The 24,869-nt window shown below is 45.7% G+C and carries 26 protein-coding genes; 8 read left to right on the top strand and 18 right to left on the bottom strand.

Going from position 1 to position 24,869, the window contains the following annotated elements; translation table 11 throughout:
• Positions 1-139: 139 nt before the first annotated feature.
• From tuf to fkpA, 9 genes are all read right to left on the bottom strand, one after another.
• On the bottom strand, positions 140-1,324 hold the full coding sequence (gene tuf / locus CWO08_RS16655) for an elongation factor Tu (protein ID WP_010435158.1): 1,185 nt from the start codon (positions 1,322-1,324) through the stop codon (positions 140-142).
• A 147-nt stretch (positions 1,325-1,471) separates the two neighbouring features.
• A complete protein-coding gene (gene fusA / locus CWO08_RS16650; protein ID WP_108020795.1) occupies positions 1,472-3,568 on the bottom strand; it encodes an elongation factor G in 2,097 nt (698 codons plus the stop codon).
• 166 nt (positions 3,569-3,734) lie between these two features.
• Positions 3,735-4,205: a 30S ribosomal protein S7 gene (gene rpsG, locus CWO08_RS16645; protein ID WP_010435163.1), complete on the bottom strand. Its 471-nt coding sequence runs from the start codon at positions 4,203-4,205 to the stop codon at positions 3,735-3,737.
• Between the two features lie 106 nt (positions 4,206-4,311).
• Positions 4,312-4,686, bottom strand: a complete 375-nt coding sequence (gene rpsL / locus CWO08_RS16640) for a 30S ribosomal protein S12 (protein WP_004737194.1) — start codon at positions 4,684-4,686, stop codon at positions 4,312-4,314.
• Positions 4,687-4,868: 182 nt separating this feature from the next.
• Positions 4,869-5,144 (bottom strand): sulfurtransferase complex subunit TusB, encoded by a 276-nt coding sequence (gene tusB, locus CWO08_RS16635; RefSeq protein ID WP_016790847.1) that lies wholly within the window; start codon positions 5,142-5,144, stop codon positions 4,869-4,871.
• 8 nt (positions 5,145-5,152) lie between these two features.
• A complete protein-coding gene (tusC, locus tag CWO08_RS16630; protein WP_102433290.1) occupies positions 5,153-5,509 on the bottom strand; it encodes a sulfurtransferase complex subunit TusC in 357 nt (118 codons plus the stop codon).
• The gene (gene tusD, locus CWO08_RS16625; RefSeq protein WP_017063709.1) at positions 5,506-5,895 is read right to left on the bottom strand and encodes a sulfurtransferase complex subunit TusD; all 390 of its coding nucleotides are present in this window, start codon (positions 5,893-5,895) and stop codon (positions 5,506-5,508) included. The genes tusC and tusD overlap by 4 nt, the downstream gene beginning before the upstream one ends.
• On the bottom strand, positions 5,889-6,614 hold the full coding sequence (locus tag CWO08_RS16620; protein WP_004729851.1) for a transcriptional regulator: 726 nt from the start codon (positions 6,612-6,614) through the stop codon (positions 5,889-5,891). Before CWO08_RS16620 ends, tusD begins: the two co-directional genes overlap by 7 nt.
• 205 nt (positions 6,615-6,819) lie before the next feature.
• Positions 6,820-7,596: an FKBP-type peptidyl-prolyl cis-trans isomerase gene (gene fkpA / locus CWO08_RS16615; protein WP_108020794.1), complete on the bottom strand. Its 777-nt coding sequence runs from the start codon at positions 7,594-7,596 to the stop codon at positions 6,820-6,822.
• Between the two features lie 131 nt (positions 7,597-7,727).
• On the opposite strand from fkpA, the gene CWO08_RS16610 reads away from it, so the two are divergent.
• Together CWO08_RS16610 and CWO08_RS16605 are read left to right on the top strand one after the other, a co-directional pair.
• Positions 7,728-8,705 (top strand): WD40 repeat domain-containing protein, encoded by a 978-nt coding sequence (locus CWO08_RS16610; RefSeq protein WP_108020793.1) that lies wholly within the window; start codon positions 7,728-7,730, stop codon positions 8,703-8,705.
• Positions 8,706-8,710: 5 nt separating this feature from the next.
• The gene (locus CWO08_RS16605; protein ID WP_009848930.1) at positions 8,711-8,938 is read left to right on the top strand and encodes a SlyX family protein; all 228 of its coding nucleotides are present in this window, start codon (positions 8,711-8,713) and stop codon (positions 8,936-8,938) included.
• A gap of 115 nt (positions 8,939-9,053) precedes the next feature.
• Here CWO08_RS16605 and CWO08_RS16600 read toward each other — a convergent pair whose 3' ends face one another.
• The 5 genes from CWO08_RS16600 to kefG all read right to left on the bottom strand — a co-directional run bounded on the left by CWO08_RS16600 (position 9,054) and on the right by kefG (position 13,648).
• On the bottom strand, positions 9,054-10,019 hold the full coding sequence (locus CWO08_RS16600) for an isoaspartyl peptidase/L-asparaginase family protein (protein ID WP_108020792.1): 966 nt from the start codon (positions 10,017-10,019) through the stop codon (positions 9,054-9,056).
• Positions 10,020-10,237: 218 nt separating this feature from the next.
• Complete coding sequence (gene slyD / locus CWO08_RS16595; RefSeq protein ID WP_017061108.1) at positions 10,238-10,828, bottom strand: peptidylprolyl isomerase; 591 nt, start codon at positions 10,826-10,828, stop codon at positions 10,238-10,240.
• 94 nt (positions 10,829-10,922) lie between these two features.
• Positions 10,923-11,123 (bottom strand): YheV family putative zinc ribbon protein, encoded by a 201-nt coding sequence (locus CWO08_RS16590; protein ID WP_029235422.1) that lies wholly within the window; start codon positions 11,121-11,123, stop codon positions 10,923-10,925.
• A 157-nt stretch (positions 11,124-11,280) separates the two neighbouring features.
• Complete coding sequence (gene kefB, locus CWO08_RS16585) at positions 11,281-13,077, bottom strand: glutathione-regulated potassium-efflux system protein KefB (protein ID WP_048659150.1); 1,797 nt, start codon at positions 13,075-13,077, stop codon at positions 11,281-11,283.
• Positions 13,064-13,648, bottom strand: a complete 585-nt coding sequence (gene kefG / locus CWO08_RS16580; RefSeq protein WP_048659151.1) for a glutathione-regulated potassium-efflux system ancillary protein KefG — start codon at positions 13,646-13,648, stop codon at positions 13,064-13,066. Before kefG ends, kefB begins: the two co-directional genes overlap by 14 nt.
• A gap of 174 nt (positions 13,649-13,822) precedes the next feature.
• On the opposite strand from kefG, the gene CWO08_RS16575 reads away from it, so the two are divergent.
• From CWO08_RS16575 to crp, 6 genes are all read left to right on the top strand, one after another.
• Complete coding sequence (locus tag CWO08_RS16575; RefSeq protein ID WP_055319915.1) at positions 13,823-15,745, top strand: ABC transporter ATP-binding protein; 1,923 nt, start codon at positions 13,823-13,825, stop codon at positions 15,743-15,745.
• A complete protein-coding gene (locus tag CWO08_RS16570; RefSeq protein WP_048605369.1) occupies positions 15,742-16,212 on the top strand; it encodes a TIGR02444 family protein in 471 nt (156 codons plus the stop codon). Before CWO08_RS16575 ends, CWO08_RS16570 begins: the two co-directional genes overlap by 4 nt.
• Before the next feature lie 275 nt (positions 16,213-16,487).
• Positions 16,488-17,480 (top strand): hydrolase, encoded by a 993-nt coding sequence (locus tag CWO08_RS16565; protein ID WP_108020796.1) that lies wholly within the window; start codon positions 16,488-16,490, stop codon positions 17,478-17,480.
• A 95-nt stretch (positions 17,481-17,575) separates the two neighbouring features.
• The gene (locus tag CWO08_RS16560) at positions 17,576-17,788 is read left to right on the top strand and encodes a YheU family protein (RefSeq protein WP_010435208.1); all 213 of its coding nucleotides are present in this window, start codon (positions 17,576-17,578) and stop codon (positions 17,786-17,788) included.
• 77 nt (positions 17,789-17,865) lie between these two features.
• The gene (locus CWO08_RS16555; RefSeq protein ID WP_010435210.1) at positions 17,866-18,735 is read left to right on the top strand and encodes a phosphoribulokinase; all 870 of its coding nucleotides are present in this window, start codon (positions 17,866-17,868) and stop codon (positions 18,733-18,735) included.
• Positions 18,736-18,974: 239 nt separating this feature from the next.
• Positions 18,975-19,607, top strand: a complete 633-nt coding sequence (crp, locus tag CWO08_RS16550; RefSeq protein ID WP_004729651.1) for a cAMP-activated global transcriptional regulator CRP — start codon at positions 18,975-18,977, stop codon at positions 19,605-19,607.
• A gap of 183 nt (positions 19,608-19,790) precedes the next feature.
• Here the strand turns inward: crp and CWO08_RS16545 are convergent, their stop codons facing one another.
• The 4 genes from CWO08_RS16545 to CWO08_RS16530 form a co-directional block, all read right to left on the bottom strand.
• Positions 19,791-20,582, bottom strand: a complete 792-nt coding sequence (locus CWO08_RS16545) for a DUF1338 domain-containing protein (RefSeq protein WP_107899205.1) — start codon at positions 20,580-20,582, stop codon at positions 19,791-19,793.
• A gap of 213 nt (positions 20,583-20,795) precedes the next feature.
• Positions 20,796-22,253, bottom strand: coding sequence for a succinylglutamate-semialdehyde dehydrogenase (astD, locus tag CWO08_RS16540; protein WP_108020791.1), 1,458 nt, complete (start codon positions 22,251-22,253; stop codon positions 20,796-20,798).
• Positions 22,254-22,292: 39 nt separating this feature from the next.
• Positions 22,293-23,312 carry an arginine N-succinyltransferase gene (gene astA / locus CWO08_RS16535; protein WP_009848917.1) on the bottom strand — a complete coding sequence of 340 codons (1,020 nt, stop codon included), beginning with the start codon at positions 23,310-23,312 and terminating at the stop codon, positions 22,293-22,295.
• A gap of 107 nt (positions 23,313-23,419) precedes the next feature.
• Positions 23,420-24,631: an aspartate aminotransferase family protein gene (locus CWO08_RS16530; RefSeq protein ID WP_012604934.1), complete on the bottom strand. Its 1,212-nt coding sequence runs from the start codon at positions 24,629-24,631 to the stop codon at positions 23,420-23,422.
• Positions 24,632-24,869: the final 238 nt, after the last annotated feature.

The raw sequence follows: 24,869 nt of genomic DNA, 5'->3' as shown, positions 1-24,869 counted from the left end.
CATCTAACAGTCATTTTAGTCAAAACGACCGTTTAATTCTTTGCTAAGAGCAAAAATCGATGTCAAAACATCCAACTCTTTTTTTAGCGCAGAAAAAGGGCATCAAATGATGCCCTTTTTACTAGTGGTTCGTCAAATCTTATGCAAAGATTTTAGCTACAACACCAGCACCAACTGTACGGCCACCTTCGCGGATTGCGAAACGTAGACCTTCGTCCATTGCGATTGGAGCGATTAGCTCAACAGTCATTTGAACGTTGTCACCTGGCATTACCATTTCTACGCCTTCTGGTAGAGTGATGTCGCCTGTTACGTCAGTTGTGCGGAAGTAGAACTGTGGACGGTAACCTTTGAAGAAAGGAGTGTGACGGCCGCCTTCGTCTTTAGAAAGTACGTATACTTCAGACTCAAACTTAGTGTGTGGGTTGATAGAACCTTTCGCAGAAAGTACTTGACCACGTTCAACGTCATCACGCTTAGTACCACGTAGAAGTGCACCAACGTTCTCACCTGCACGACCTTCGTCAAGCAGTTTACGGAACATTTCAACACCAGTACAAGTAGTAAGAGTAGTCTCTTTGATACCAACGATTTCTACTTCGTCACCTACACGTAGGATACCGCGCTCGATACGACCAGTTACAACAGTACCACGACCTTGGATTGAGAATACATCTTCAATTGGTAGTAGGAACGGTTGGTCAACTGCACGCTCTGGCTCAGGAATGTAAGAATCTAGTGCTTCTGCAAGCTCAACGATCTTGTCTTCCCACTGCTTCTCGCCGTTTAGTGCGCCAAGTGCAGAACCTTGGATAACTGGTAGGTCATCACCTGGGAAGTCGTATTCAGAAAGAAGTTCACGAACTTCCATCTCAACTAGCTCAAGTAGCTCTTCGTCATCAACCATGTCACATTTGTTCATGAATACGATGATGTAAGGGATACCAACTTGACGACCAAGTAGGATGTGCTCACGAGTTTGAGGCATAGGGCCGTCAGTCGCAGCAACAACTAGGATACCGCCGTCCATTTGTGCAGCACCAGTGATCATGTTTTTAACATAATCCGCGTGTCCTGGACAGTCTACGTGTGCGTAGTGACGTGCTGGAGTGTCGTACTCAACGTGAGAAGTTGCGATTGTGATACCGCGCTCACGCTCTTCTGGAGCGTTATCGATAGATGCGAAATCTTTAGCAACACCGCCGTATACTTTTGCAAGAGTAGTACAGATAGCAGCAGTTAGAGTTGTTTTACCGTGGTCAACGTGGCCGATAGTACCAACGTTTACGTGCGGTTTCGTACGTTCAAATTTTTCTTTAGACACAATCGTGTTCCTTCCTAGTTATGATTCGCCACGTTCATTATTGAGCGAGACGCGCCAGAAATTGCTATTTTATGCGCCAACTCTCGTTAGCGCAATATTTGGACGCATTGTTCTTTCAAAAAATGAAAAAAAATGCCTTCCTTTTGTTTAACCACGCTCTGCAATGATTGCTTTTGCAACATTGTTAGGCACTTCAGCGTACTCACTAAACTCCATAGAGTAAGAAGCACGACCTTGTGTCGCAGAACGTAAATCAGTTGCGTAACCGAACATGACAGACAACGGAACTTGTGCACGAATTATCTTCAGGCCAGCTGTCCCCTCGTCCATACCTTCGATGATGCCGCGACGACGGTTAATATCGCCAACAACGTCACCCATCCAGTCTTCTGGAGTAGTTACTTCAACTTTCATCATAGGCTCAAGCAAAACTGGTTGCGCTTCAAGTGCACCCGTTCTGAAAGCCATAGAGGCAGCGATTGTAAACGCCATCTCACTTGAATCTGTTTCATGGTAAGAACCATCATATAGTGTAGCTTTGATATCCAAAACTGGATAGCCAGCAAGCACACCATTGTTCATCTGCTCTTCAACGCCTTTAGCGACTGAAGCAATAAACTCTTTCGGTACGATACCATTGGCAATTTCATCCACAAAGACAAAGCCTTCGCCAGCTTCTGATGGTTCCAGTTTTAGCCATACGTGACCGTACTGACCTTTACCACCATGTTCACGGATAAATTTACCTTCCGCTTTCGCTGTACCACGAATAGTCTCACGGTAAGCCACTTGCGGGTTACCAACGTTGCAGTTCACGCTAAATTCACGCTTCATACGGTCAACGATGATATCTAAGTGTAGTTCACCCATACCAGAAATTAGAGTCTGGCCAGTTTCCGCATCCATATCAACGCGGAACGATGGGTCTTCCGCTGCTAGTTTACCTAGAGCGATAGTCATTTTATCTTGATCAGCTTGAGAGCTTGGCTCTACAACGATCTGAATAACTGGGTCTGGGAACTCCATGCGCTCAAGAACAATCTTATGGTTCTGATCACAAAGGGTTTCACCAGTAGTCACATCTTTCAGGCCAATGATGGCTGCGATGTCACCTGCTCGTACTTCTTTTACTTCTTCACGCTTGTTTGAGTGCATTTGAACAATGCGACCTAAGCGTTCACGTTGTTTCTTCACAGAGTTGTAAGCTGTTTTACCGCTTTCAACAACACCAGAGTAAACACGGATGAAAGTTAAAGTACCAACGAATGGGTCTGTTGCAATCTTGAATGCTAGCGCAGAGAACGGTTCTTTGTCGTCTGCGTGACGCTCTGCTTCGTTCTCGTCTTCATCGATACCTTTAATTGCAGGTACATCGACTGGAGAAGGAAGGAAATCAACCACTGCATCTAGAACAGCTTGTACACCTTTGTTTTTGAATGCACTACCACAAGTGGCAAGTACGATTTCATTATTAAGTGTACGAATACGAAGACCTTGCTTGATTTCAGCTTCTGTTAATTCACCTTCTTCAAGGTACTTATCCATCAGCTCTTCATTTGCTTCTGCAGCAGCTTCAACAAGTTCGGTACGATATTCTTCAGCCATTTCTTGCATGTCTGCAGGAATATCTTCGTACGTGAAAGTCATGCCTTGGTCAGCTTCGTTCCAGTTGATTGCCTTCATCTTGAGAAGATCGACAACACCTTGGAAGTTTTCTTCAGCACCAATGTTCAGTTGAATTGGAACAGGAGTTGCGCCTAGGCGGTCCTTGATCTGTTCAACTACGCGCAAGAAATCTGCGCCTGTACGGTCCATTTTATTAACGAAAACCATACGTGGAACTTGGTACTTATCAGCTTGACGCCATACTGTCTCTGACTGAGGTTCAACACCAGATGAGCCACAGAACACAACAACTGCACCATCAAGTACACGCAAAGAACGTTCTACTTCGATTGTGAAGTCAACGTGTCCAGGAGTGTCGATGATGTTGATACGGTGGTCCGAGAACTGAGCTTCCATACCACGCCAAAACGTAGTGGTTGCTGCTGAAGTGATCGTAATACCGCGCTCTTGCTCTTGCTCCATCCAGTCCATGGTTGCTGCACCATCGTGAACTTCGCCGATTTTATGAGAAAGACCGGTATAGAACAGAATACGTTCACTTGTGGTTGTTTTACCTGCATCTACGTGAGCAACGATACCGATATTACGGTATTGCTCTATAGGAGTTTTACGAGCCACGGTTGAATCCTCTTATTAGAGACTTAGGGACTATTGCTATGCCTAGATTATGCGTTAAAAGCGATGCTTCGCTAAAAATTGCTTGCCCTAGAAATAGCAATAGTTCCTAGCATAAGCATAGGAACTAAAGAAGTGCTGCAAGGAACCTTGCAGCACTAAAAAGGTATTACCAACGGTAATGTGCGAACGCTTTGTTTGCGTCAGCCATGCGGTGAACGTCTTCACGTTTCTTAACCGCAGTACCTTTGTTCTCAGACGCGTCTAGCATTTCAGCAGCTAGGCGTTGAGCCATAGATTTTTCACCACGCTTACGCGCAGCTTCAACTACCCAACGCATAGCAAGAGCGTTACGGCGAACCGGACGAACTTCTACAGGTACTTGGTAAGTTGAACCACCTACACGGCGAGATTTAACTTCTACCGCTGGGCGAACATTTTCAAGAGCTTCTTCAAATACAGCTAAGTGGTCTTTACCAGACTTCTCAGCCATTGAATCTAGTGCAGTGTAAACGATTTTCTCTGCAGTAGATTTCTTTCCGTCAACCATAAGGATGTTAACGAATTTTGCCAGCAATTCAGATTTGAACTTAGGATCTGGAAGGATCTTACGCTGACCTATTACGCGACGACGTGGCATGGATATTCTCCGTTGTCTTCTTCAGGTTTTTTCCAAAACTTTTCAGAATAATAAATAAAATAGTGTTTGGCCTTACTTAACGCTTTCTTTTAAAAAAGAAAATGCATTAAGACTTAGGACGTTTCACACCGTACTTAGAACGACCTTGTTTACGGTCGTTAACGCCAGCACAGTCTAGCGCGCCGCGAACAGTGTGGTAACGAACACCCGGAAGGTCTTTTACACGACCGCCACGGATTAGTACAACACTGTGCTCTTGAAGGTTGTGACCTTCACCACCGATGTACGAAGTTACTTCGAAACCGTTGGTTAGACGTACACGACATACTTTACGTAGTGCCGAGTTAGGTTTTTTAGGTGTAGTAGTGTAAACACGAGTACATACACCACGTTTTTGTGGGCACGCTTCTAGTGCAGGCACGTTGCTTTTAACAACTTGCTTTACACGAGGCTTGCGAACCAACTGGTTAATAGTTGCCATTAACTAGCTCCTGAAATTTACTTGAAAGTAAGCTTTGTGAAAAATCTATCCCTAATCACAAGTCGTAATTAGGGACGCAAAATTCTATTCAGCAGTGGGAGGTGTGTCAAGAAATATACAGATCTTTTTTAGCCGTCTAGAGCTCAGGATGGTCTAATTTTAACCAAACTGATAAAACACGCTTACCAAGTCACTGATTTGTCGTTCAAAACCGTCAGTTTAACGAAGCCATCGAAGTCAACTTGATCAATGGTACTTGAGACAAGTAGTTGTAAACCTCGGCTATCGAGATCTGGTTTTAACACCGACACCTGCTCTACTGCGCAGATTTGAGTGAATAACTCATGATTTGGAAGGCAAACATACACCGCATCTTCCACCAAAAGGAACTGATCCTGTGGCTGAGAGTAGGTCAATGCGAGTTTAAGTTTGTCGACTGATTTTACGATATGAAGCATAGCGTCCCTTAGAAAGTCAGTATCTGTTGGCACTGAGATAACTTCTGCGTTAACTCGTCGGCTTCAACGGTGGTCACATCGATCAACAGGTTGTCTGCTGAAAGGCCAAACTGACTCAGACTATGCTGACACACATACACCTGTTCGATGTCGTAAAGGTCCATAAGTTTGAATGCAGAGATGTAGTCACGCGATAGTGTTTCGTCGGGCTGCTGCGCTTTAAGAAGCTGAGTCACCCCATCACCAACAAAGAACACGGCAATGTCTTCACTGTATGCGGACGCAGCAAGCAGGGCGTCTAACCCTTCTCTACCCGCAGCGGTCGTATGAGGGTAACTGTTAAATATAAAGGCTAACTTTCTCAAAACTGCACAACCCTATCTTGCGTTAGTAGTGCTTCCGATAAGCTCCCTAATCCGGCCTGAGTAAATCCAGTTGCTAGGTTAGAGGCACTTAGTTGATGTTGCTCTGCTTCTTCAGAGCTAATCACTCCGCGTCTTAGCGCAGCAGCCACACAGGTTTCAAGGCTAACATCGTGCTCATCAGCCAGCTTTTGCCAAGCTGAAGCTAAGTCAAATTCATCGTTAGCCGGTACGGTAAGGTCTGAGCCGTTACTAACGCCATCTTGATAGAAGAACACACTGTGAAGTTTGTGGCCCTGTTTAATCAGAGCCACGGCAAACTGGTAGGCACTTCTTGCTGACTGTGAGCCATATACCGGCCCATTAACTAGGAGTGTATAGCTTAGCAACCCTCTTCATCCTCTGTTTTACGTTGGCGGATGTATAGGTACACGGTGTGCTTAGAGATGTTCAGTCGCTCAGCAACGCGGTTAATCGCGTCTTTGATATCGAAAATACCTTTGTCGTAAAGCTCCATCACGATCTGACGGTTCTTAGTATTGTTCGATACCGATTTGTCAGCGTTAATTTCTTCAATGGTGCGTTCAACCGTTTGGTCGACAAGTTCTTCAACGTCACTAGCGAAGTTAACCGATGATGCGGCTTCGTCTGCGTCTTGTGTTGGCATGAACGATTGCAGTACTTGTGAGAATGGCGCGTCTAGGTTCACGTTAATACACAGTAGGCCAATCACTCGGTCTTCACCGTTGCGGATAGCAACCGTGATCGACTTCATCAACACTCCACCTTTAGCGCGAGTGAAATATGAACGTGAGAAGTTACGCTTAGAACCTTCAATATCTTTTAGCATCTTCAATGCAAGATCGGTGATCGGCGAGCCAACCTGACGACCTGTATTTTCGCCGTTGGCAATTTTAATCGCAGAAGTATTGAGGTCTTCTAAAGAGTGCAAAACGATTTCACAAAACGGACCAATAAGGCTCGCAATACCGTCAACAACGGCCTCATAAGATCTTAGAATGATTTTATCGTGTTCACTGAATGGCATAACGTGGACTGATTCCATTTCAAGTAACACATCTGCATTGACTGTTTCTGTAGTAGTCACTTATTCCTTACCTTCGTGTGAAAAATCAACAAATTTATGTAAGTTTATCAGAAAATTTTAATTGCACACCTAGCTAACATTGCAACTAGTGATTTAGAACAAGTTTAAAAATCAAATACTCATCTTCAAATCATAAAAAAAGCCTAACTCAAAGTTAGGCTTTTTATTCAATCAACGTATTTTAGTACGAGGCTTTTGACCGATATTACTGTGCAGTAGCTGCTTCAGCGTTATCGATGTTTAGTAGTTCTACTTCGAATACTAGCGTTGAGTTAGCTGGGATAGTCGGTGTGTCTTGCTCACCGTATGCTAGCTCTGGCGGGATAACGAACTTGTACTTAGAACCGACTTGCATCAGCTGTACGCCTTCAGTCCAGCCTGGGATTACGCGGTTTAGTGGGAATGTTGCTGGTTCGCCACGATCGTAAGAGCTATCGAACTGAGTACCATCAGTTAGTGTACCTTTGTAGTGTACTTGAACTGTATCGGTGTCTTTCGGAGAAGCGCCTTCACCTTGTGTCATTACTTGGTAAAGTAGGCCAGATTCAGTTTGCTTAACGCCTTCAGTTTTAGCGAACTCAGCACGGAAGTCATCACCAGCTTTCTTCACTTCTGCAGATTTTTCTGCCGCTTGTGCTTGCATCGTTTCAGCAACACGCTTGTCTAGAGCTTCAAGAGCTGCGCGAGTTTCTTCTTCGTTAAGTGCTGTTTTCTCTGCAAATACGTCTTCGATACCTTGAAGAACCATATCTTTGTCTAGGTTGATACCTAGCTCGCTTGGCTTATCAATGCTTGTGCTTAGGTAGTTAGCGAAAGATACACCGATTGCGTAAGCCGCTTTGTCATCTTCTGTTTTAAAGTTTACTGCTTCAACTTTAACTTCTTCTACCTGTGGAGCTTCTGCCTTTGGTTCTTCTTTCTGACAACCAACTGCTAGCATAACCGTTGCGGCAAGCAGTGATACTTTTAAAACTGATTTCATTGAATTCTCCAATTAATGGCCAAGCCATTGGTTATTGTGCACAAATCTAATGATTAGATTGGTGTGAATACGTTAGTTATAACAATATACTAGTCATATGTCTTTCGACAAAAACCGGATTATTAGACGTGATGCAAATATTTTTCCATTCATTGCTATGTGCAATTGTCATCACCTTGTTAAATGGATGTTTTTTCTTCCAAGATGATGAGCAACGTTGGGAAATTGAACCCAACGGTGCCACCAGCTTTGCACTCAGCAGAGATGGACGCTTCGCCCTGCTCTACTCTCAGCAAAAACAACTACTGCTTTGGGATCTCGCCCAAAACCAAGAGTTGGCTCAGCTTGGCCCACAAGATCAGTTAGAAAACCAAGTATCACGTATCCGTATCTCGGACAATGGCCGCTTTGCCATTACCGCCAGTCAGATGAACTTTGCAGTTTGGGACCTATCTTGGACACAAGCTGAAGGGCTATGGTCTATCTCCGACGGCTTGATCCGTGATGTTGATATCTCTAGCAATGGTGAAAAAGTACTGCTTGGCCTTTCTAATGGTAAAGCCATCTATGTGGACTTAGTCACCGGACGCCGTCTGGAGTTCCTCGCTCACCGAGAAAAAGTGAATTCCGTGTCCCTTTCTTCCAATGGTCGCTACGCGTTATCAGGTGGCAACGACTATAAAGCCTACCTGTGGGATACCGAGTCGGGCTTGGTATTGCGCTCCTTTGAGCATGAACAAAGAGTAGTACGAGTCGCGCTACAACGCGATGGTGAGCTGGCTTTTACCTCTGATGGCGGCAACCAAGCAATGATTTGGGATCTTGAAACGGGCGAACCTCAAGCACAACTGCAAAGCTGGTCTCGACAGTTGATTTTCTCGAGTGCTCGTTTTTCTGATGACGGCAGTATGTTGGTGACAGGCACACCATCTAGCCAAGTGAGTGTGTGGAATACTCAGGATGGCAAACGAATTTCTCGCCACGATGCTGAGCCACTAAAAGATGCTCGCCCTCCTCGTGCGGTAGTGTATGATGCAGCCTTTGATGATAAGAACCGTGTGATATCGGGCACCTCTGCGGGCATTGCCCAAGCTTGGAATGTGGATTAAGAACGATGACAGAAAAGCGAGTTGAACAACTAGAAAGCCGCGTTAATGACCTAGAGTGTCAGCTAGCTTTCCAAGAACAGACCATTGAAGAACTCAATGAAGCGCTTAGCCAACAGCAAATGTTGATCACGAGAATGCAAGATCAGATGAAGTTCGTGGTTGGCAAAGTGAAAAATATGGATGGCTCTAACCTAGCAGACGCATCAGAAGAGACGCCACCTCCACACTATTAAGTTCAATTCAAATGGGCTACTGCTCATTTGCCATAATTGAAAAACAAAGGGCGGCAGAAAATATCTGTCGCCCTTTGTTTATGTACTTGGTAATTTAATTTACGCCTGTATGAGATTACTCATCAGCATAAATCTTCACTTCTACACGGCCTTGAATATCAACGCTTGCACGATACATCCCAGAGCTGTTCATACCAAAATGAATATCGCCTTGGTCATCGATAGCGATCAAGCCACCTTCCCCGCCCATGGTTTTCAGTTCACCTTGGATAATGTGTTCACAAGCGGTATGCACATCTTCTTTGAGATAACGCATTCGTGCCGCCACATCACTCGCAACCATCTTTCTTAAAAAGAACTCGCCCATCCCGGTTGTTGAGACAGCAACGTTGCCATTTTCAGCCATGGTTCCTGCACCAATAATCGGAGAATCCCCGACACGACCGTATTTCTTATTGGTCACGCCACCGGTACTGGTGGCTGCCGCTAAGTTGCCCGCTTGGTCTAATGCGACTGCACCGACCGTGCCGTACTTTTTGTCGTCAGGGTATTTCTCAGCTTGCTGTTCATCATATTTCGCTTCAGACAAAGCAAAAATGCCTTTCTCTTTCATCGACTGAAGCTGGTCATAACGGCGTTCAGTAAAGAAGTAGTCTTGCTCAGTAAACGTATATTCATGCTTAAACGCAAACTTCTCGGCGCCTTCACCAATCAATAGTACATGGTCGCTTTTCAGCATCACATCACGCGCAAGTTCAATCGGGTTTTTGATATGACGAACGCCTGCAATTGCCCCCGCATCCATTTCGCGGCCATGCATCACAGAAGCGTCCATTTCAACAAATTCATCATGCGTTAGAACCGAGCCTTTGCCGGCATTAAAGTGGGGACTGTCTTCCATCACCTTAACCGATGCGACTACCGCATCCAGAGCATCACCACCCGATTGCAATATTTTATAACCAGCCAAAACCGATTTTTCCAAAGCCTCGGTAATACCCGCTTTTAATTCATCGCTCATTTGCTCTCGCAAGATGGTTCCTGCACCACCATGAATGGCAATTGAAAAAGGCTGTGACATACAAACTCTCCACTGACGTCGTCTTATAATATTGTGCTATCAATACCACATCCATGGTTCGATGTCTGATAGCGAAAACCAAATTTTTTGCGAATGCTTAGACTTTCGGACACTTGGTTTGGTGGATAAAAGCGAGATCAAAAAGCTAGACTCCTAAACACAAAAAGCCTCCACAAGGGAGGCTTTCAAGATTCTTAAACTAAACCGTTAATTCGGTATTAGTGAGAACCACAGCTACCGCCGCCGCAGCAGCCGTCTTTTTTCTCTTCACCGTGGTCATGGCCTTCGCCACCACAGCAACCGCCTTCGTGGTCATGATCGTGGTCGTGACCGCCACAGCCGCCTTCTTGGTGTACGTGACCGTGTTGAACTTCTTCTTCAGTCGCTTCACGAACCGCTACAACTTCAACGTCAAACGTTAGAGTTTGGCCAGCTAGCATGTGGTTACCATCAACAACAACTTCGTCGCCATCTACTTCAGTAACTTCTACTGGGATTGGACCTTGGTCAGTATCCGCTAGGAAACGCATGCCAACTTCGATTTGCTCAACACCTTGGAATACGTCAGCAGGAACACGTTGAACTAGTGCGTCGTTGTGCTCGCCGTATGCGTCTTCTGGAGTAACCGTTGCAGAGAACTTGTCGCCAGCTACTTTGCCTTCAAGCTCTTTTTCAAGACCTGTAATTAGGTTGTTGTGACCGTGAAGGTAATCTAGTGGAGCTTCTGCAGTTGATTGGTCAACTACTACGCCATCTTCAAGTTTCACTTGATATGCAACACTAACTACTACGTTCTTTTCAATTTTCATGAGAGCTCCAAGGAGGTTTGGACTAAGCTCGAACAGTTGAGCTTAGGAAAAATTCTGTACCCGGATATTATGGGGATCAATTAACGAAACTCAATCATTCAGGCTTAAAAATACCGATCATTTCTTGATTCGCGTGTTCAGATTTCTCTACAGTTTTCGGTTTACGCTGTTCTGTGAAGTCACAATCGACACATTCCACCAGCTCGATATTATTTTCAATCCACCAACGGAGTGTGTCTTGAGTATTACAACTTGGGCAGCTTGCTCCTGCGATAAAGCGTTTTTTCTGTTTCACGTTCTTATCCTTTACTACTCTGGATTCGTAGTTCTTCCACTCTAGATCTATTTAAGAAAAAGCAGAGACCACGTTTATTATTAGATTAGTTCTCTAGACTGTTATTTCTTAGCTCAAGCTATATCTCTAAACTCAAGCTATTAGTTATCAATTCAGGCTACTGCCAATAGTTTCGAGACTGGTGATCGTTTTCCATCTCGTGTCCAAAAATCTCTTCAAGCTCTTTACGAGCCTCTTTCGCTCTTTGGGCCAACTCGGCATCTTCGTTATGCTGAGGCAGTAACTCTTTGAGCATACCATTATCCAACTTTCTAAAGTGTGCTTCTGCTCGCTTCGCTTTATATGGATGCATACCAAGTTCAGTCAATGTTTGACGACCTAAATCCAGTGCACCAAGGAAGGTTTCACGAGAGTAGTTACTCACACCGTGGTTAAGTAATTGATATGCTTCAACACGGCTTCGTGCACGAGCTAAGATCTTTAAGCGCGGGAAGTGCTGCTTACATAAATCGACGGTTTTCATGATTTCATCGGGAGAGTCAGTACACAGCACAATCGCCTCTGCTTTATCAGCACCAGCTGCGCGTAACAGCTCGAGGTGAGTCGAGTCTCCGTAAAATACTTTGTAGCCAAACTTTCTAAGGATATGGATTTGGCTGGCATCACTCTCAAGAACGGTAATACGAATCTTATTGGCATACATCAAACGACCAATGATCTGACCAAAACGACCAAAGCCTGCAATGATCACTCGAGGACTGCGATCGACAACATCCGAAGACATTGCGTTTTCGCTGATTTGGTTAAGTTGACGAGCAAAGAATCGGTCTTGCAGCTTGAGCATCAATGGCGTGGTCACCATCGACAAACTCACAACCACCAGTAAGAACGACACTTGTTCGCCGCTTAAGATACCTTGAGCACTCGCCGCGGTAAAAATAACGAAAGCGAACTCACCACCTTGGCTAAGAATCATCGCCATGCGACTGCGGGCTTTGGCTTGAGTACCGAAAATACGAGCTAGCCCATACAGCACTAAGCCTTTCAAAACCACGAGAGCTAATACAGCAATCAGTATCGCGAATGGGCTTTCAGCAAGTAAGCCTAAATTCACCGCCATACCCACAGAGATGAAGAACAGACCAAGCAACAACCCTTTGAATGGGTCAATCGCAATTTCAAGCTCATGTCGATATTCACTTTCAGCTAGAAGCACGCCCGCTAGGAAAGTACCCAATGCCATCGACAAGCCAATCTGTTGCATGATGACGGCAATACCAATCACAAGTAACAACGCTGCAACAGTAAATAGCTCACGCACACCACTCATAACGACGTAGCGGAACAAAGGCCTCAATAAGAAGTGGCCACCGACCAGCAGACCAATCACACCACCCAGCATCCAAAGCATGTCCGCCCAGCTGCCGCCTGTATTACCTGCTAGCAAAGGTAGCATTGCTAGCATAGGGATTACTGCAATATCTTGGAAAAGTAACACTGCAAAGCCAGACTGCCCCGCTTCTTTACCACCGAGTTCACGCTCTTCAATAACCCGCAACGCGATTGCGGTCGAAGACAAAGCTAAGCCCATACCTATCACTAGGCTAGTTTGCCACGTTAAACCGAACATACAGGCGATGGCGGTAATAATCAGGGTGGTGATCAGCACTTGCGCGCCACCCAGCCCGAGAATGGGGGCTCGCATCTGCCACAATTTTTTCGGGTTAAGCTCTAGGCCAATCAGGAAGAGCAGCAGTACTACCCCGAATTCGGAGAAGTGCAGAATCGCCTCTACGTCACTGATTAAGCCAAGTCCCCAAGGCCCAATCGCGACACCAGCCAATAAATAACCGAGTACTGAACCCAAGCCAGCTCGCTGCGCGATAGGAACCGCAACCACAGCAGCCGCTAAGAATATAACGCTACTTTGTAGAAAATCATTAGTCAGAGCCATCATCTGCTCCTATATCTTGTAGCGGGTCTCGCAACCAATTTCGATACGCTTCTGCGTGTTGGTAACGCGTCATATCGGTAACATTTCGTGCCCAGTGTAAAACCAAAGGGGATATCCAATTCATCTGACACAAAGCAGCGGTAAGCTCGAATGGTTGCAAAATCTCTTGTAATGGATATTTATTATAGCCTGCGGCACCAAACGCCTCTTCTTTACCACCGGTTGTGATAACGCTACGCCAGTGTTTGCCCTTAAGTGCGCTTTGCTCACCAAAGGCAAAACCCTTACCTAACACGCGATCAAACCACTCTTTCAACAACGAAGGACATGAATACATAAACAAAGGGTGTTGGAACACAATCACATCATATTCAAGCAGCAATTCATGCTCGGAAGGCACATCAATAAAGAAGTCCGGATAGATGGCGTAGAGATCGTGGATTTTGACATTCCCAAGTGACTCTATCTTTTTAACCATGATCTGGTTAGCGATAGAGGTTTGCGGCTCAGGGTGCGCATAGATGACCAGCACCTTTGGCACGGGTTTGTCTGTCGAGGGAGTATTACTCATTCCTTTGAAACATTCCTTTGAAGGCTAAACGGTGGCAAGGCCACAAGAATTTAAGCAAAAGTTATTAATATGTTATTGGCATCATAACGCAAATTGCATTGTGATCGACTTTTATCTGGTTTCAGCCTACTATGCAGGCGTCTGTTCACCTCTAATTTCTATGCTATTTCAATTATGATTACTTTCTCTGATATTCAATTGCTACGCGGCGGTAAGCCACTCCTCGACCAAGCATCTGCGACTTTTCACCCTGGCGACAAGATCGGTTTGGTTGGTAAAAACGGCTGTGGTAAATCTACGCTATTCGCCTTAATTAAGGACGAACTGTCTATTGATGCAGGCTCATTCAGCAAACCTGCCCATTGGGAAATGGCTTGGGTTGCTCAAGAAACACCAGCATTAGAAAGAACAGCAATTGAATACGTGATTGATGGTGACCGTGAATACCGCGGCCTTGAAGATCAATTAGAGAAAGCTGAACAAGCCGACAACGGCACCTTGGTCGCAGAGATCCACGGCAAGATTGAAACCATTGGTGGCTACAGCATCAAGGCGCGCGCTGCCGAGTTACTGGACGGCTTAGGTTTTAGCCAAGAACAAATGGCATGGAACCTAACCCAATTCTCAGGTGGTTGGCGTATGCGTTTGAACCTAGCGCAAGCCCTACTGTGTCGCAGTGACCTACTACTACTCGATGAACCTACCAACCACTTGGATTTGGACGCAGTAATGTGGCTAGAGCGTTGGTTACAAAGCTACCCTGGTACGCTAGTGCTTATCTCGCACGATAGAGACTTCTTAGACCCTATCGTCAACCGCATCGTGCATGTTGAAAATCAACAGCTCAATGAGTACACGGGTAACTACTCATCGTTCGAAACCCAACGAGCGCAAAAACTGGTTCTGCAACAAGCGATGTACCAAAAGCAGCAGAAACAGATGTCTCACATGCAGAGCTACATTGACCGTTTCCGTTACAAAGCGTCAAAGGCTCGCCAAGCGCAAAGCCGTATTAAAGCGCTAGAGAAAATGGAACAAGTACTACCTGCTCAGTTTGATAACCCATTCAGCTTTGAGTTTAGAGAGCCAGACGCACTACCAAACCCAATCATGATGATGGATGAGGTATCTGCTGGCTACGACGACAACCTAATTCTAGAAAAGATTCGCTTGAACCTAGTACCGGGCAGTCGTATTGGTTTGCTTGGTCGAAATGGTGCTGGTAAATCCACGCTGATTAAGCTGCTTTCAGGCGAACTGAAACAGCAAGGCGGTGAACTGAGCTATTCGCAAGGCGTTAAGATTGGTTACTTTGCACAACACCAATTAGAAACTCTGCACCCTGAAGAAACACCGCTGCAACACATGATGCAGATTGCCCCTAAGCACACCGAACAACAACTGCGTGATTACCTAGGTAGCTTCGGTTTCCAAGGTGAAAAAGCGCTCGATAAAGTAGCACCTTTCTCTGGTGGTGAAAAAGCGCGTTTAGTATTAGCGCTACTGGTATGGCAAAAACCAAACCTGTTGCTACTCGATGAACCAACCAACCACTTGGATCTCGACATGCGTCAAGCGCTGACTTTTGCCCTGCAGACATTTGAAGGTGCAATGGTTATCGTATCGCATGACCGTTACCTATTGCGTGCAACTACCGATGATTTATACCTTGTACACGACCGCCAAGTAGCACCGTTTGATGGTGACTTAAGCGATTACTACAAGTGGCTAACCGAACAGCAGAAAGTTGAGCGCAAAGAAGCACAAGCATTGGCACCAGCAAAAGACGGTGCCAACAGTGCAGCAGCGAAAAAAGAGCAGAAACGTAAAGAAGCCGAGTTCCGTAAACTGACGGCACCACTGCGTAAAAAGCTGACTCAATTTGAAAAACAGATGGATAAATTAACGCAGGCTCTTGAAGAAGCCGAGCAAGAATTATCCGACACTTCACTGTATGAAGCTGAAAATAAGGCTAAACTGAATAAAGTACTCGCTCTCCAAGCGAGCAGTAAGTCACAGCTAGAAGAAGTTGAAATGGATTGGATGTCCACTCAAGAAGAGCTTGAGCAGATGGAACAGGATATGGATAGCTTATGAGCCCAGAGCACGCCCCAATATCACTAACACTGGAACGACTATGGCAATTTAGCCTTCAGTATTACAGTGTGCGCGGTGTAAAGGATGCGTGCCTAGCTTTGCAAAACCAGTTCCACGGCAACGTCAATCTACTGCTGCTTCTCAAATGGCTTGATGAGCAGCAATTGTCTTTTGCTGAAGAAGAGTGGCACAAAGTACAACAATGCTTGAGCCGCTCTGAAACCCTGCTTCATAGTTATCGAGAGCTACGTAAACACCTCAAAGCACACGTTGTCGACTCACTATACCGTGAAGCCTTACAGTTTGAGTTACAGCTTGAAAAGCAACAACAGTCCGATCTCGTCGACTGTATAAACTCCCTACAGCTTTACGCTAACCAGCAATCACCGCTCGCGTTTCAGTACTGTCGTTTATTAGGAGCAGAAAACCTCTACGACGCTTTTTCTGAACCAGCACCTCAGCCCTAGCTCATTCTCTTTCCTTTTTCTTCAATCAAGATCCAAGCTTAACTGCGCCCTGTCTCTCTTCATTTGCATGCACTGACTAATACGCACAATTAAGTGTTTAACGCACCTAACATTGATACTATTCAACTGGTTACCCATAGCCTGTTTTTGTGTCTCGTATAAGTGAAAGCCTTGCGCTTATGCCGAGAATCAACCAAGCTCAAATAAAAACGTGGGCGTTTCACTGCAAGCTCAACACGTTATCAAAGCCCATCAAAGAAGCATGGATCGTTTTTATGACAATATTTACCGCAGCCGCTGGTCTCTCTAATCCGCACTTACAAACCTTAGTGCCACGGTTTATTAGAAAACAGGCGCTGTTTCATCCTCACTGGCAAACCTTAGAAACTCCCGATGGTGACTTTCTTGATCTTGCTTGGAGCGAATCACCAGACTGTGACAACCCAAGCAATGGTGATCGAAGTAACAAGCCGATATTCGTTCTATTCCATGGTTTAGAAGGTAGCTTTGAGAGCCCTTACGCCAACGGATTGATGAATGCATTTGCTAAAGATGGTTGGTTATCGGTAATGATGCACTTCAGAGGCTGCAGCGGAAAACCCAATCGCCTAGCTCGTGCTTACCATTCAGGTGAGGTCGAAGATGCGCGCTTTTTCCTAAGACACCTACACGCCCAGTTTCCGAATAACCCGAAGGTTGCGGTTGGCATATCTTTAGGTGGGAACATGCTGGCGAACTATTTAGCTGAGTACGCAGACGACCCATTGCTGTCGGCGGCGACAATCGTATCTGCTCCATTTGACTTAGCGTGTTGCTCGAGTCGTATTGAGCGCGGTTTCTCCAAACTTTATAAGAAGTACCTGCTCAACTCTCTAAAATCGAATGCGTTAAAAAAAGTTAACCTGCTACAGGAAAAACTTGGCATCACAGCTGAAGCCATCAAGAACATCACCAAACTGTATGAGTTTGATGAACGAATCACTGCACCGCTGCACGGCTTCAAAAATGCCCAAGATTATTATGCGCAATGTTCTGCGCTGCCTAAGCTCAACAAGATTAAACTGCCGACGCAGATCATTCATGCCAAAGACGACCCTTTCATGACCGATGATGTAATCCCAAAGTTCGTTCTACCCGATAACATCGATTATCGACTGTTCCAAAAAGGCGGACATGTTGGGTTTATTACTGGCAGCACACTCAAGCCAAGATTTTGGTTAGAAGAAGCCTTGCCTGCCTACTATGAAAGTATCCAAGATTCGGCATAATGACCGAGCCTTAGTAAATAGAAGCAAAACATTACTACGCACACGCATTTCTACATCAATAAACATATCTATGAACATAAAAGAGAGAAGTATTTATGATCATCCCATGGCAAGACATTGCACCAGAGACACTGGAAAACCTCATCAAAGAGTTCGTGCTGCGTGAAGGCACAGACTACGGCGACGTAGAGGTTTCACTGCAAAACAAGATTGACCAAGTGAAACATCAATTAGCTTCAGGAGAAGTCAGCATCGTGTTTTCTGAACTCCATGAAACCGTTGATATTCAAGTCACAAAACGCTTCTAAGCTGCGCTCATAAAGGAGCCGTGTTATAGTGGTAAACGATTGCTAACAAGTAAGTTACTCAAAAGACAAGGGTTGTCATGTCCGCTAAACATCCAATTATTGCGGTGACGGGTTCATCTGGAGCCGGTACCACCACTACCTCAGAAGCCTTCCGTAAAATGTTCAATATGATGGACGTGAAGGCAGCTTGGGTTGAAGGGGATAGTTTCCATCGCTTCACACGTCCAGAGATGGATGTCGAGATCCGTAAAGCGCGCGAGCAAGGTAAGCACATCAGCTACTTTGGTCCTCAAGCCAACGACTTTGGTGCGCTAGAAGAGTTCTTCCGTAAATACGGTAACGAAGGTACAGGTAAAGTAAGAAGCTACCTGCACACCTTTGATGAAGCCGTGCCTTACAATCAAATGCCGGGCACCTTCACGCCATGGCAAGAGATCCCGGAAAATTCCGATGTGATGTTTTACGAAGGCTTGCACGGCGGTGTGGTTGATGGCGACATTAACGTTTCTCAACACGTCGATTTGCTGATCGGCATGGTGCCCATCGTAAACCTAGAGTGGATTCAAAAATTCGTTCGTGACACTCGCGATCGTGGTCACTCACGCGAAGCGGTAATGGACTCCATTGTTCGTTCAATGGATGATTACCTCAACTACATTACCCCGCAATTTTCGCGCACTCACATAAACTTTCAGCGTGTTCCAACCGTAGATACATCGAACCCACTCAACGCCAAAGGGATTCCAAGTTTAGACGAAAGCTTCGTAGTTATACGTTTGCGTGGCATCAAAAACGTCGATTTCCCCTACCTTCTGGCTATGATTGATGGCTCGTTTATGTCTCGTCATAACACGCTAGTGGTGCCAGGCGGCAAGATGAGTTTTGCTATGGAGCTCATTGTGAGGCCAATCCTGCAACAACTTATCGAAACCGGAAAAATAGGTTAACAAAACGACATTCTGGTTGATTACTTTTCATACCGTGATCATGTGCACAATTTTGCGTAAAAAATCGTAGCTTGGTCACGATTAAAATCAAGAAATAGTACCTGAAAAAGGATACTATTCTTAAACGAAACACAAGATAGCTTGCAGCACTCAACGAGTGCTCTTATCCTACAAGTCAATCCAGGCTTAGCTAAAATACGGAAAGCGGCAAGCATACCCTGCAGAGGAAGTGAGATATTATGGTTCTAGGTAAACCTCAAACCGATCCAACATTAGAGTGGTTCCTTTCACACTGTCATATTCATAAGTACCCTTCAAAAAGTACTTTGATTCATGCTGGTGAAAAGGCAGAAACCTTGTACTACATCGTTAAAGGTTCTGTGGCAGTTCTTATCAAAGACGAAGAAGGTAAGGAAATGATTCTTTCTTACCTAAACCAAGGCGACTTCATCGGTGAGCTTGGCTTGTTCGAAGAAGACCAAGAACGTACTGCTTGGGTTCGTGCTAAATCTCCTTGTGAAGTAGCTGAGATTTCTTTCAAGAAATTCCGTCAACTTATCCAAGTGAACCCAGATATCCTAATGCGCCTTTCAGCGCAAATGGCAAACCGTCTACAAGTAACTAGCCAAAAGGTTGGTGACTTAGCGTTCCTTGACGTAACAGGTCGTATCGCTCAAACGCTACTAAACCTAGCGAAACAGCCAGATGCAATGACTCACCCTGACGGCATGCAAATCAAGATCACTCGTCAAGAGATTGGCCAGATCGTTGGTTGTTCTCGTGAGACAGTTGGTCGTATCTTGAAGATGCTAGAAGAGCAGAACCTAATTTCTGCACACGGTAAAACTATCGTGGTATACGGCACTCGTTAATCTCGATTAACTGAGCCAAAAATTTGAAAGCCACCAAATGCAAATTTGGTGGCTTTTTTTGTTTTCTAAAGATCTAGAGAGCAGATACGAGAAACGAGAAGAACTCACAGAATCCTATTTGTAAACTTCCTCGAAGCGAAGCGTACTCGCATATCTAGGATAAGTCCGTTCTCGTACCTTTTATTAACTGTTGGTGCTCTCAAAGATCTTATCCGCCGATGCGGCCACAAAACCGGTGTAAAGCTCACCGTTAGCCATCGCATAACGCTTAGCGAACTCATAGAAGCCGCCTGGAATCATCTCATTGCCTTCAACAAATGAAACTGGGACTTTGTCTGCCATTGTTGATGATTGCTCTAATAAGACCTCTGGAGAGCCTTTAACCTCACCGCCAGATGCGTTGATAGTAAAGCCAGACTCGCTCAGGTAGTCATTCACCACCTGCACTTCATCAAAGTTATTCAGCTGGTTCACACTTACCGTAAAGTGGTTTGCACCATATCCATGAGCCGCTAGCCAAGATGCGTATTCGCTCTCTTTAGCTAGTGCTTGGAAATCAGCGAAGCTCAAATTCCATTGGCGACCACCAAACAAGAACTCATGACCTTGAAGCTTGCTTGCATCAACCTGCTCAACTAACTTAGCAACGATCTGTTGTAATTCACTAGAACACTCTTCGACCTTCAATTCACTAATGAACACTTTTGGCTGCTTCGGGTCTGGGTGCTCATAGTGTTTAGCCACTAGCTTCTTGCTCTCAAACAGGTAGTCGCCACACGCCTTGTAACCCAGTTCAAGGAAAGGCTTAGCTAGTGTTTCAATACCGAGAGGGGCAACATTAAAAGTACGCAGTGCAATATGGTCGTTGATCAGCGCTTCATCTTCTTTCAGCAAGTGATGCACTTTCTCAGCCGATGGACACAGCCTGTGAATGTAATCGTCCCATAGTGATTTAAAGAGTAGATCGGGCGTCATGGTGACTCCTTGTCAGAGGTTCTAGCAAGCTAGTAATTTGGATTAGAAAGGGAGAGGCTGAGACACAGAGTCAGCAGCCATCAGCCTGTGACATACTTGTTCTATTATTATCTACCGCCCAATCTAGGTGTCGGACGTGATGGAAAAGGGAAGCGATAACACCACTTCCCTATTTCAAGCTTAACCAATGAGCCTAAGACTCATTAGCCTAAATTAAAGCTCAATACCTGGGCTAAACGATGCTGGTAGTTGAGTTTCGCGACCTTCCATTGAAGCCATAGGGTAAGCACAGTAGTCAGCTGCGTAGTAAGCACTTGGGCGTAGGTTGCCTGAAGCACCCGGACCACCAAACGGTGCATCACCACTTGCGCCTGTTAGCTGACGGTTACGGTTAACAATACCCGCACGGATATGGTCAACGAAGTATTCCCATTCAGAATCGTCTGTTGATACAAGGCCTGCAGACAAACCAAAGCGTGTGTCGTTAGCTAATTCAACCGCTTGCTCTAGCGATTGGTAGCGAACCACTTGCAACAATGGGCCGAAGTACTCTTCATCTGGCAGTTCAGCAATGTTGGTTGCATCGATAATACCCGGAGAAACAAACGCCGCTTCGCCCGCTTTTGCTTCGACTAGGCTGACACCACCTAGTGATTGCAGATTAGCTTGCGCGTCCAGAATGAACTTAGCTGCCGCTTCAGAGATTTGTGGGCCCATGAAGGGTGCAGGCTCAGCGAATGGCTGATCAACACGAATCTTCAAGGTAGCCGCAACGAGCTTATCGAGCAATTGATCGCCCTTCTCGCCAACAGGAACATACAAGCGACGAGCACACGTACAACGTTGACCTGCACTGATGAAAGCCGATTGAATAATGGTATAAACCGTCGCGTCAGCATCACCAAATTGGTCACTGATCACCATCGGGTTGTTGCCACCCATCTCTAGCGCCAGCATCTTGCCCGGTTGACCTGCGAATTGACGGTGAAGGATATGACCGGTATTAGCACTACCCGTGAATAGCACGCCATCAAGACCTTTAGCATCGGCTAGTGCGATACCTGTCTCTTTCGCGCCTTGCACTAGGTTGATCACGCCAGCAGGAAGGCCAGCTTCTTGCCATAGCTTCATCGCAAACTCACCTGTCCAAGGTGTCTGCTCTGACGGCTTAAATACCACGGTATTACCAGATAGCAGTGCTGGAACAATATGACCGTTAGGTAGGTGACCTGGGAAGTTGTAAGGGCCAAATACCGCCATAACACCTAATGGACGATGGCGCAGTACGATTTGGTTACCCGCCGCTTCACGCGAAGCTTCGCCTGTACGCTCGTGGTATGCACGAATAGAGATAGCGATTTTACCCGCCATTGCGCCCGCTTCAGTACGAGTTTCCCAAATCGGTTTCCCCGTCTCTTTTGCAATAATCTGTGCTATCTCTTCGCTGTTCTCTTTTACTTTATCAGCAAAGTTCAACACGACCGCTTCACGCTCTGCAAAGCTCAGTTTCTTCCAAACTAAGAACGCATCACGAGCCGCTGCTACTGCAGATTCAACCTGCGCTGGTGTTGCACTATCGCCTTGCCACACGACTTCATTGTTGTATGGGCTTACTGATGTCATGGCGTCGCCTTGACCTGCCACCCACTGTCCTGCTATCCACTGAGTCATACTTCTATCCTTAAAATCTTCGACAGATAATCGCCGCTCTTATTGAGCCAACATGCGAACGAATTCGCCTTCTTTTACTTCAAGAGCGCTTGCTACTTCAGATGATAAAATCACTGTGTCGCTTGCTTGGTCATACGCGCCTTTCGCGGCTACTGCGCGGAAGTTCTCAAACGAGGTATTACCAATTAGGAAGTCTTTAGAGCTGGAGTGCTCTGCAATTTGAACCTGAGCTCGAATCGCATGACGCACTGATTCAATGTTTCTTAAATCACACTCAACCGTTGGGCCTGCATCAAAGATGTCGACATAACCGCGGTTAGTGAAACCTTCACGTTCCAACAACTTAAGTGCTGGGCGTGTATTATCATGTACCTCTCCAATCACCGCCTGAGCTTCTTTGCTCAGTAGGTTCACGTAGATAGGCAGCTTCGGCATTAGGTCAGCAATGAAACCTTTCTTACCGATACCAGTTAGGTAATCTGCAAGCGTGAAATCAATTGAGAAGAAGTGCTCTTGCAGCCATTGCCAGAAAGGTGAGTTACCTTCCGCATCCGATACACCACGCATCTCAGCAAAAATCGTTTTCGAGAAACGCTCTGGGTGCTCAGACATGATCAGGAAGCGACACTTCGACATCAAACGACCATTCAATCCACCACGGAAAGCTGGGCGCAAGAACAGTGTGCAGATCTCACTGCATCCTGTGTAGTTATTACCGAAAGTCAGTAGCTTCACGACGTTATTCACGCCAAGCTTTTGCGATGAGTGAACCACTTTGCTGATGTGGTAAGAGTAAAACGGAACATCCCAGCCAATTGAGGCTTCGATGCCTGTCGTACCAGCGACTTCTCCCGTTTCAGTGTCGAAGCCAACCATTAGATAGCCTTCATCACCGGGTTCAGTCACGTCTTGTTTAGCAAAGCTGTATTCAGAGTGAGTAATTCGGTTAGTTAACAGTTCTTCGTTAACCGGAAGAGATGTGAATCCGTGACCAGATTCAACCGCGCAGGTATGCAGCGCATCGTAATCAGATAATTTTATTGGGCGAACAACTAGCATCAATATTCCCTCCAGATGCAAAACAGGCCCAAAACCAGAAGCTTGGGCCTTTAGCAGTACGTCATGGGATCGCTCTAATGGCGATCATTCCTATGACGCCGCTCAGGCTAAACTAGCGTAGCGATTGCTTTGTCTAGTTTTGATAAACCTTCTTCAATTTCTTGTGTAGTGATAACCAGTGATGGTGTGAAACGAACCACGTTTGCACCCGCAACCAGTACCATCAAGCCTTGTTCGCCTGCTGCTACTAATACATCACGAGCACGACCTTGCCATGCTTCATTAAGCGCAGCGCCTAGCAATAGGCCTTTACCGCGAACTTCACTGAATATTTGGTATTTGTCGTTAATCTTAGCTAAACCATCACGGAATAGTGCTTCGCGTTCTTTCACGCCAGCCAACGTTTCAGGTTGGCTTACTACGTCAACAACCGCTTCAGCAACGGCACACGCCAGTGGGTTACCACCGTAAGTAGAACCGTGCGTACCCACTTTTAGGTGTGTCGCAAGTTCAGACGTTGTTAGCATTGCGCCGATTGGGAAACCGCCACCTAGTGATTTCGCTGTGCTTAGGATGTCAGGTGTTACACCTAGACCTTGGTAAGCGTAAAAGTTACCTGTACGGCCATTACCTGTTTGTACTTCATCAAAGATAAGCAGCGCATTGTGTTTGTCACACAGTTCACGAACCGTGTTCACGAACTCAGATGTTGGAGAGATGATACCGCCCTCGCCTTGCAGAGGTTCCATCATGATTGCACATGTGCGATCTGAGATGTGCGCTTCTAGCGCTGCAATATCGTTGTAAGGCAGGTGAGTTACATCGCCCGGTTTAGGACCGAAGCCATCAGAGTAAGCCTCTTGACCACCGACCGTTACGGTAAAGAAAGTACGACCGTGGAAACCTTGTTTGAATGCAATGATTTCAGATTTCTCAGGACCGTGAACATCTGCTGCCCAACGACGAGCTAGCTTCAATGCTGCTTCGTTCGCTTCTGCACCAGAGTTGGCAAAGAATACTTTTTCTGCAAAACATACGTCTGTTAGCTTCTTCGCTAGACGTAATGCAGGTTCATTGGTCATTACATTACTTAAATGCCAAATCTTGTTTGCTTGCTCAGTAACCGCGTTAACCATTGCTGGGTGACAGTGACCCAAACAGCTCACAGCGATACCACCAGCAAAGTCGATATACTCTCGGCCTTGTTGGTCCCAAACGCGTGCGCCTTCCCCTTTTACCGGGATCATTTCCATTGGGTTATAACAAGGCACCATCACCTCATTAAACAGACTACGTTCTACTTTTTTTTCCACTGTCATCGTACATTCCTTCTCGATACCGCAAGCTTCGCAAATAAGCGTACTGGTTCATAAGTGAGACAAAGATATTTTCTCTCGCCATAATCCCGCTGCAGCATTATATTTACATTTAATTAACGTTTTCAATAGTAGATTATTCTTTAGCCATCCCTAACAACCAGCTAAACGTCACTACCTATGACTATTTATGCATCAATTAATCTGTTTTATGAAGCTTTTTTTACCTAAACGCATAACC

It is taken from the genome of Vibrio sp. 10N.286.48.B8, assembly GCF_003050085.1.
In the GTDB taxonomy this organism is placed as follows: domain Bacteria; phylum Pseudomonadota; class Gammaproteobacteria; order Enterobacterales; family Vibrionaceae; genus Vibrio; species Vibrio crassostreae.
This window is presented reverse-complemented; position numbering and strand designations above follow the sequence as displayed.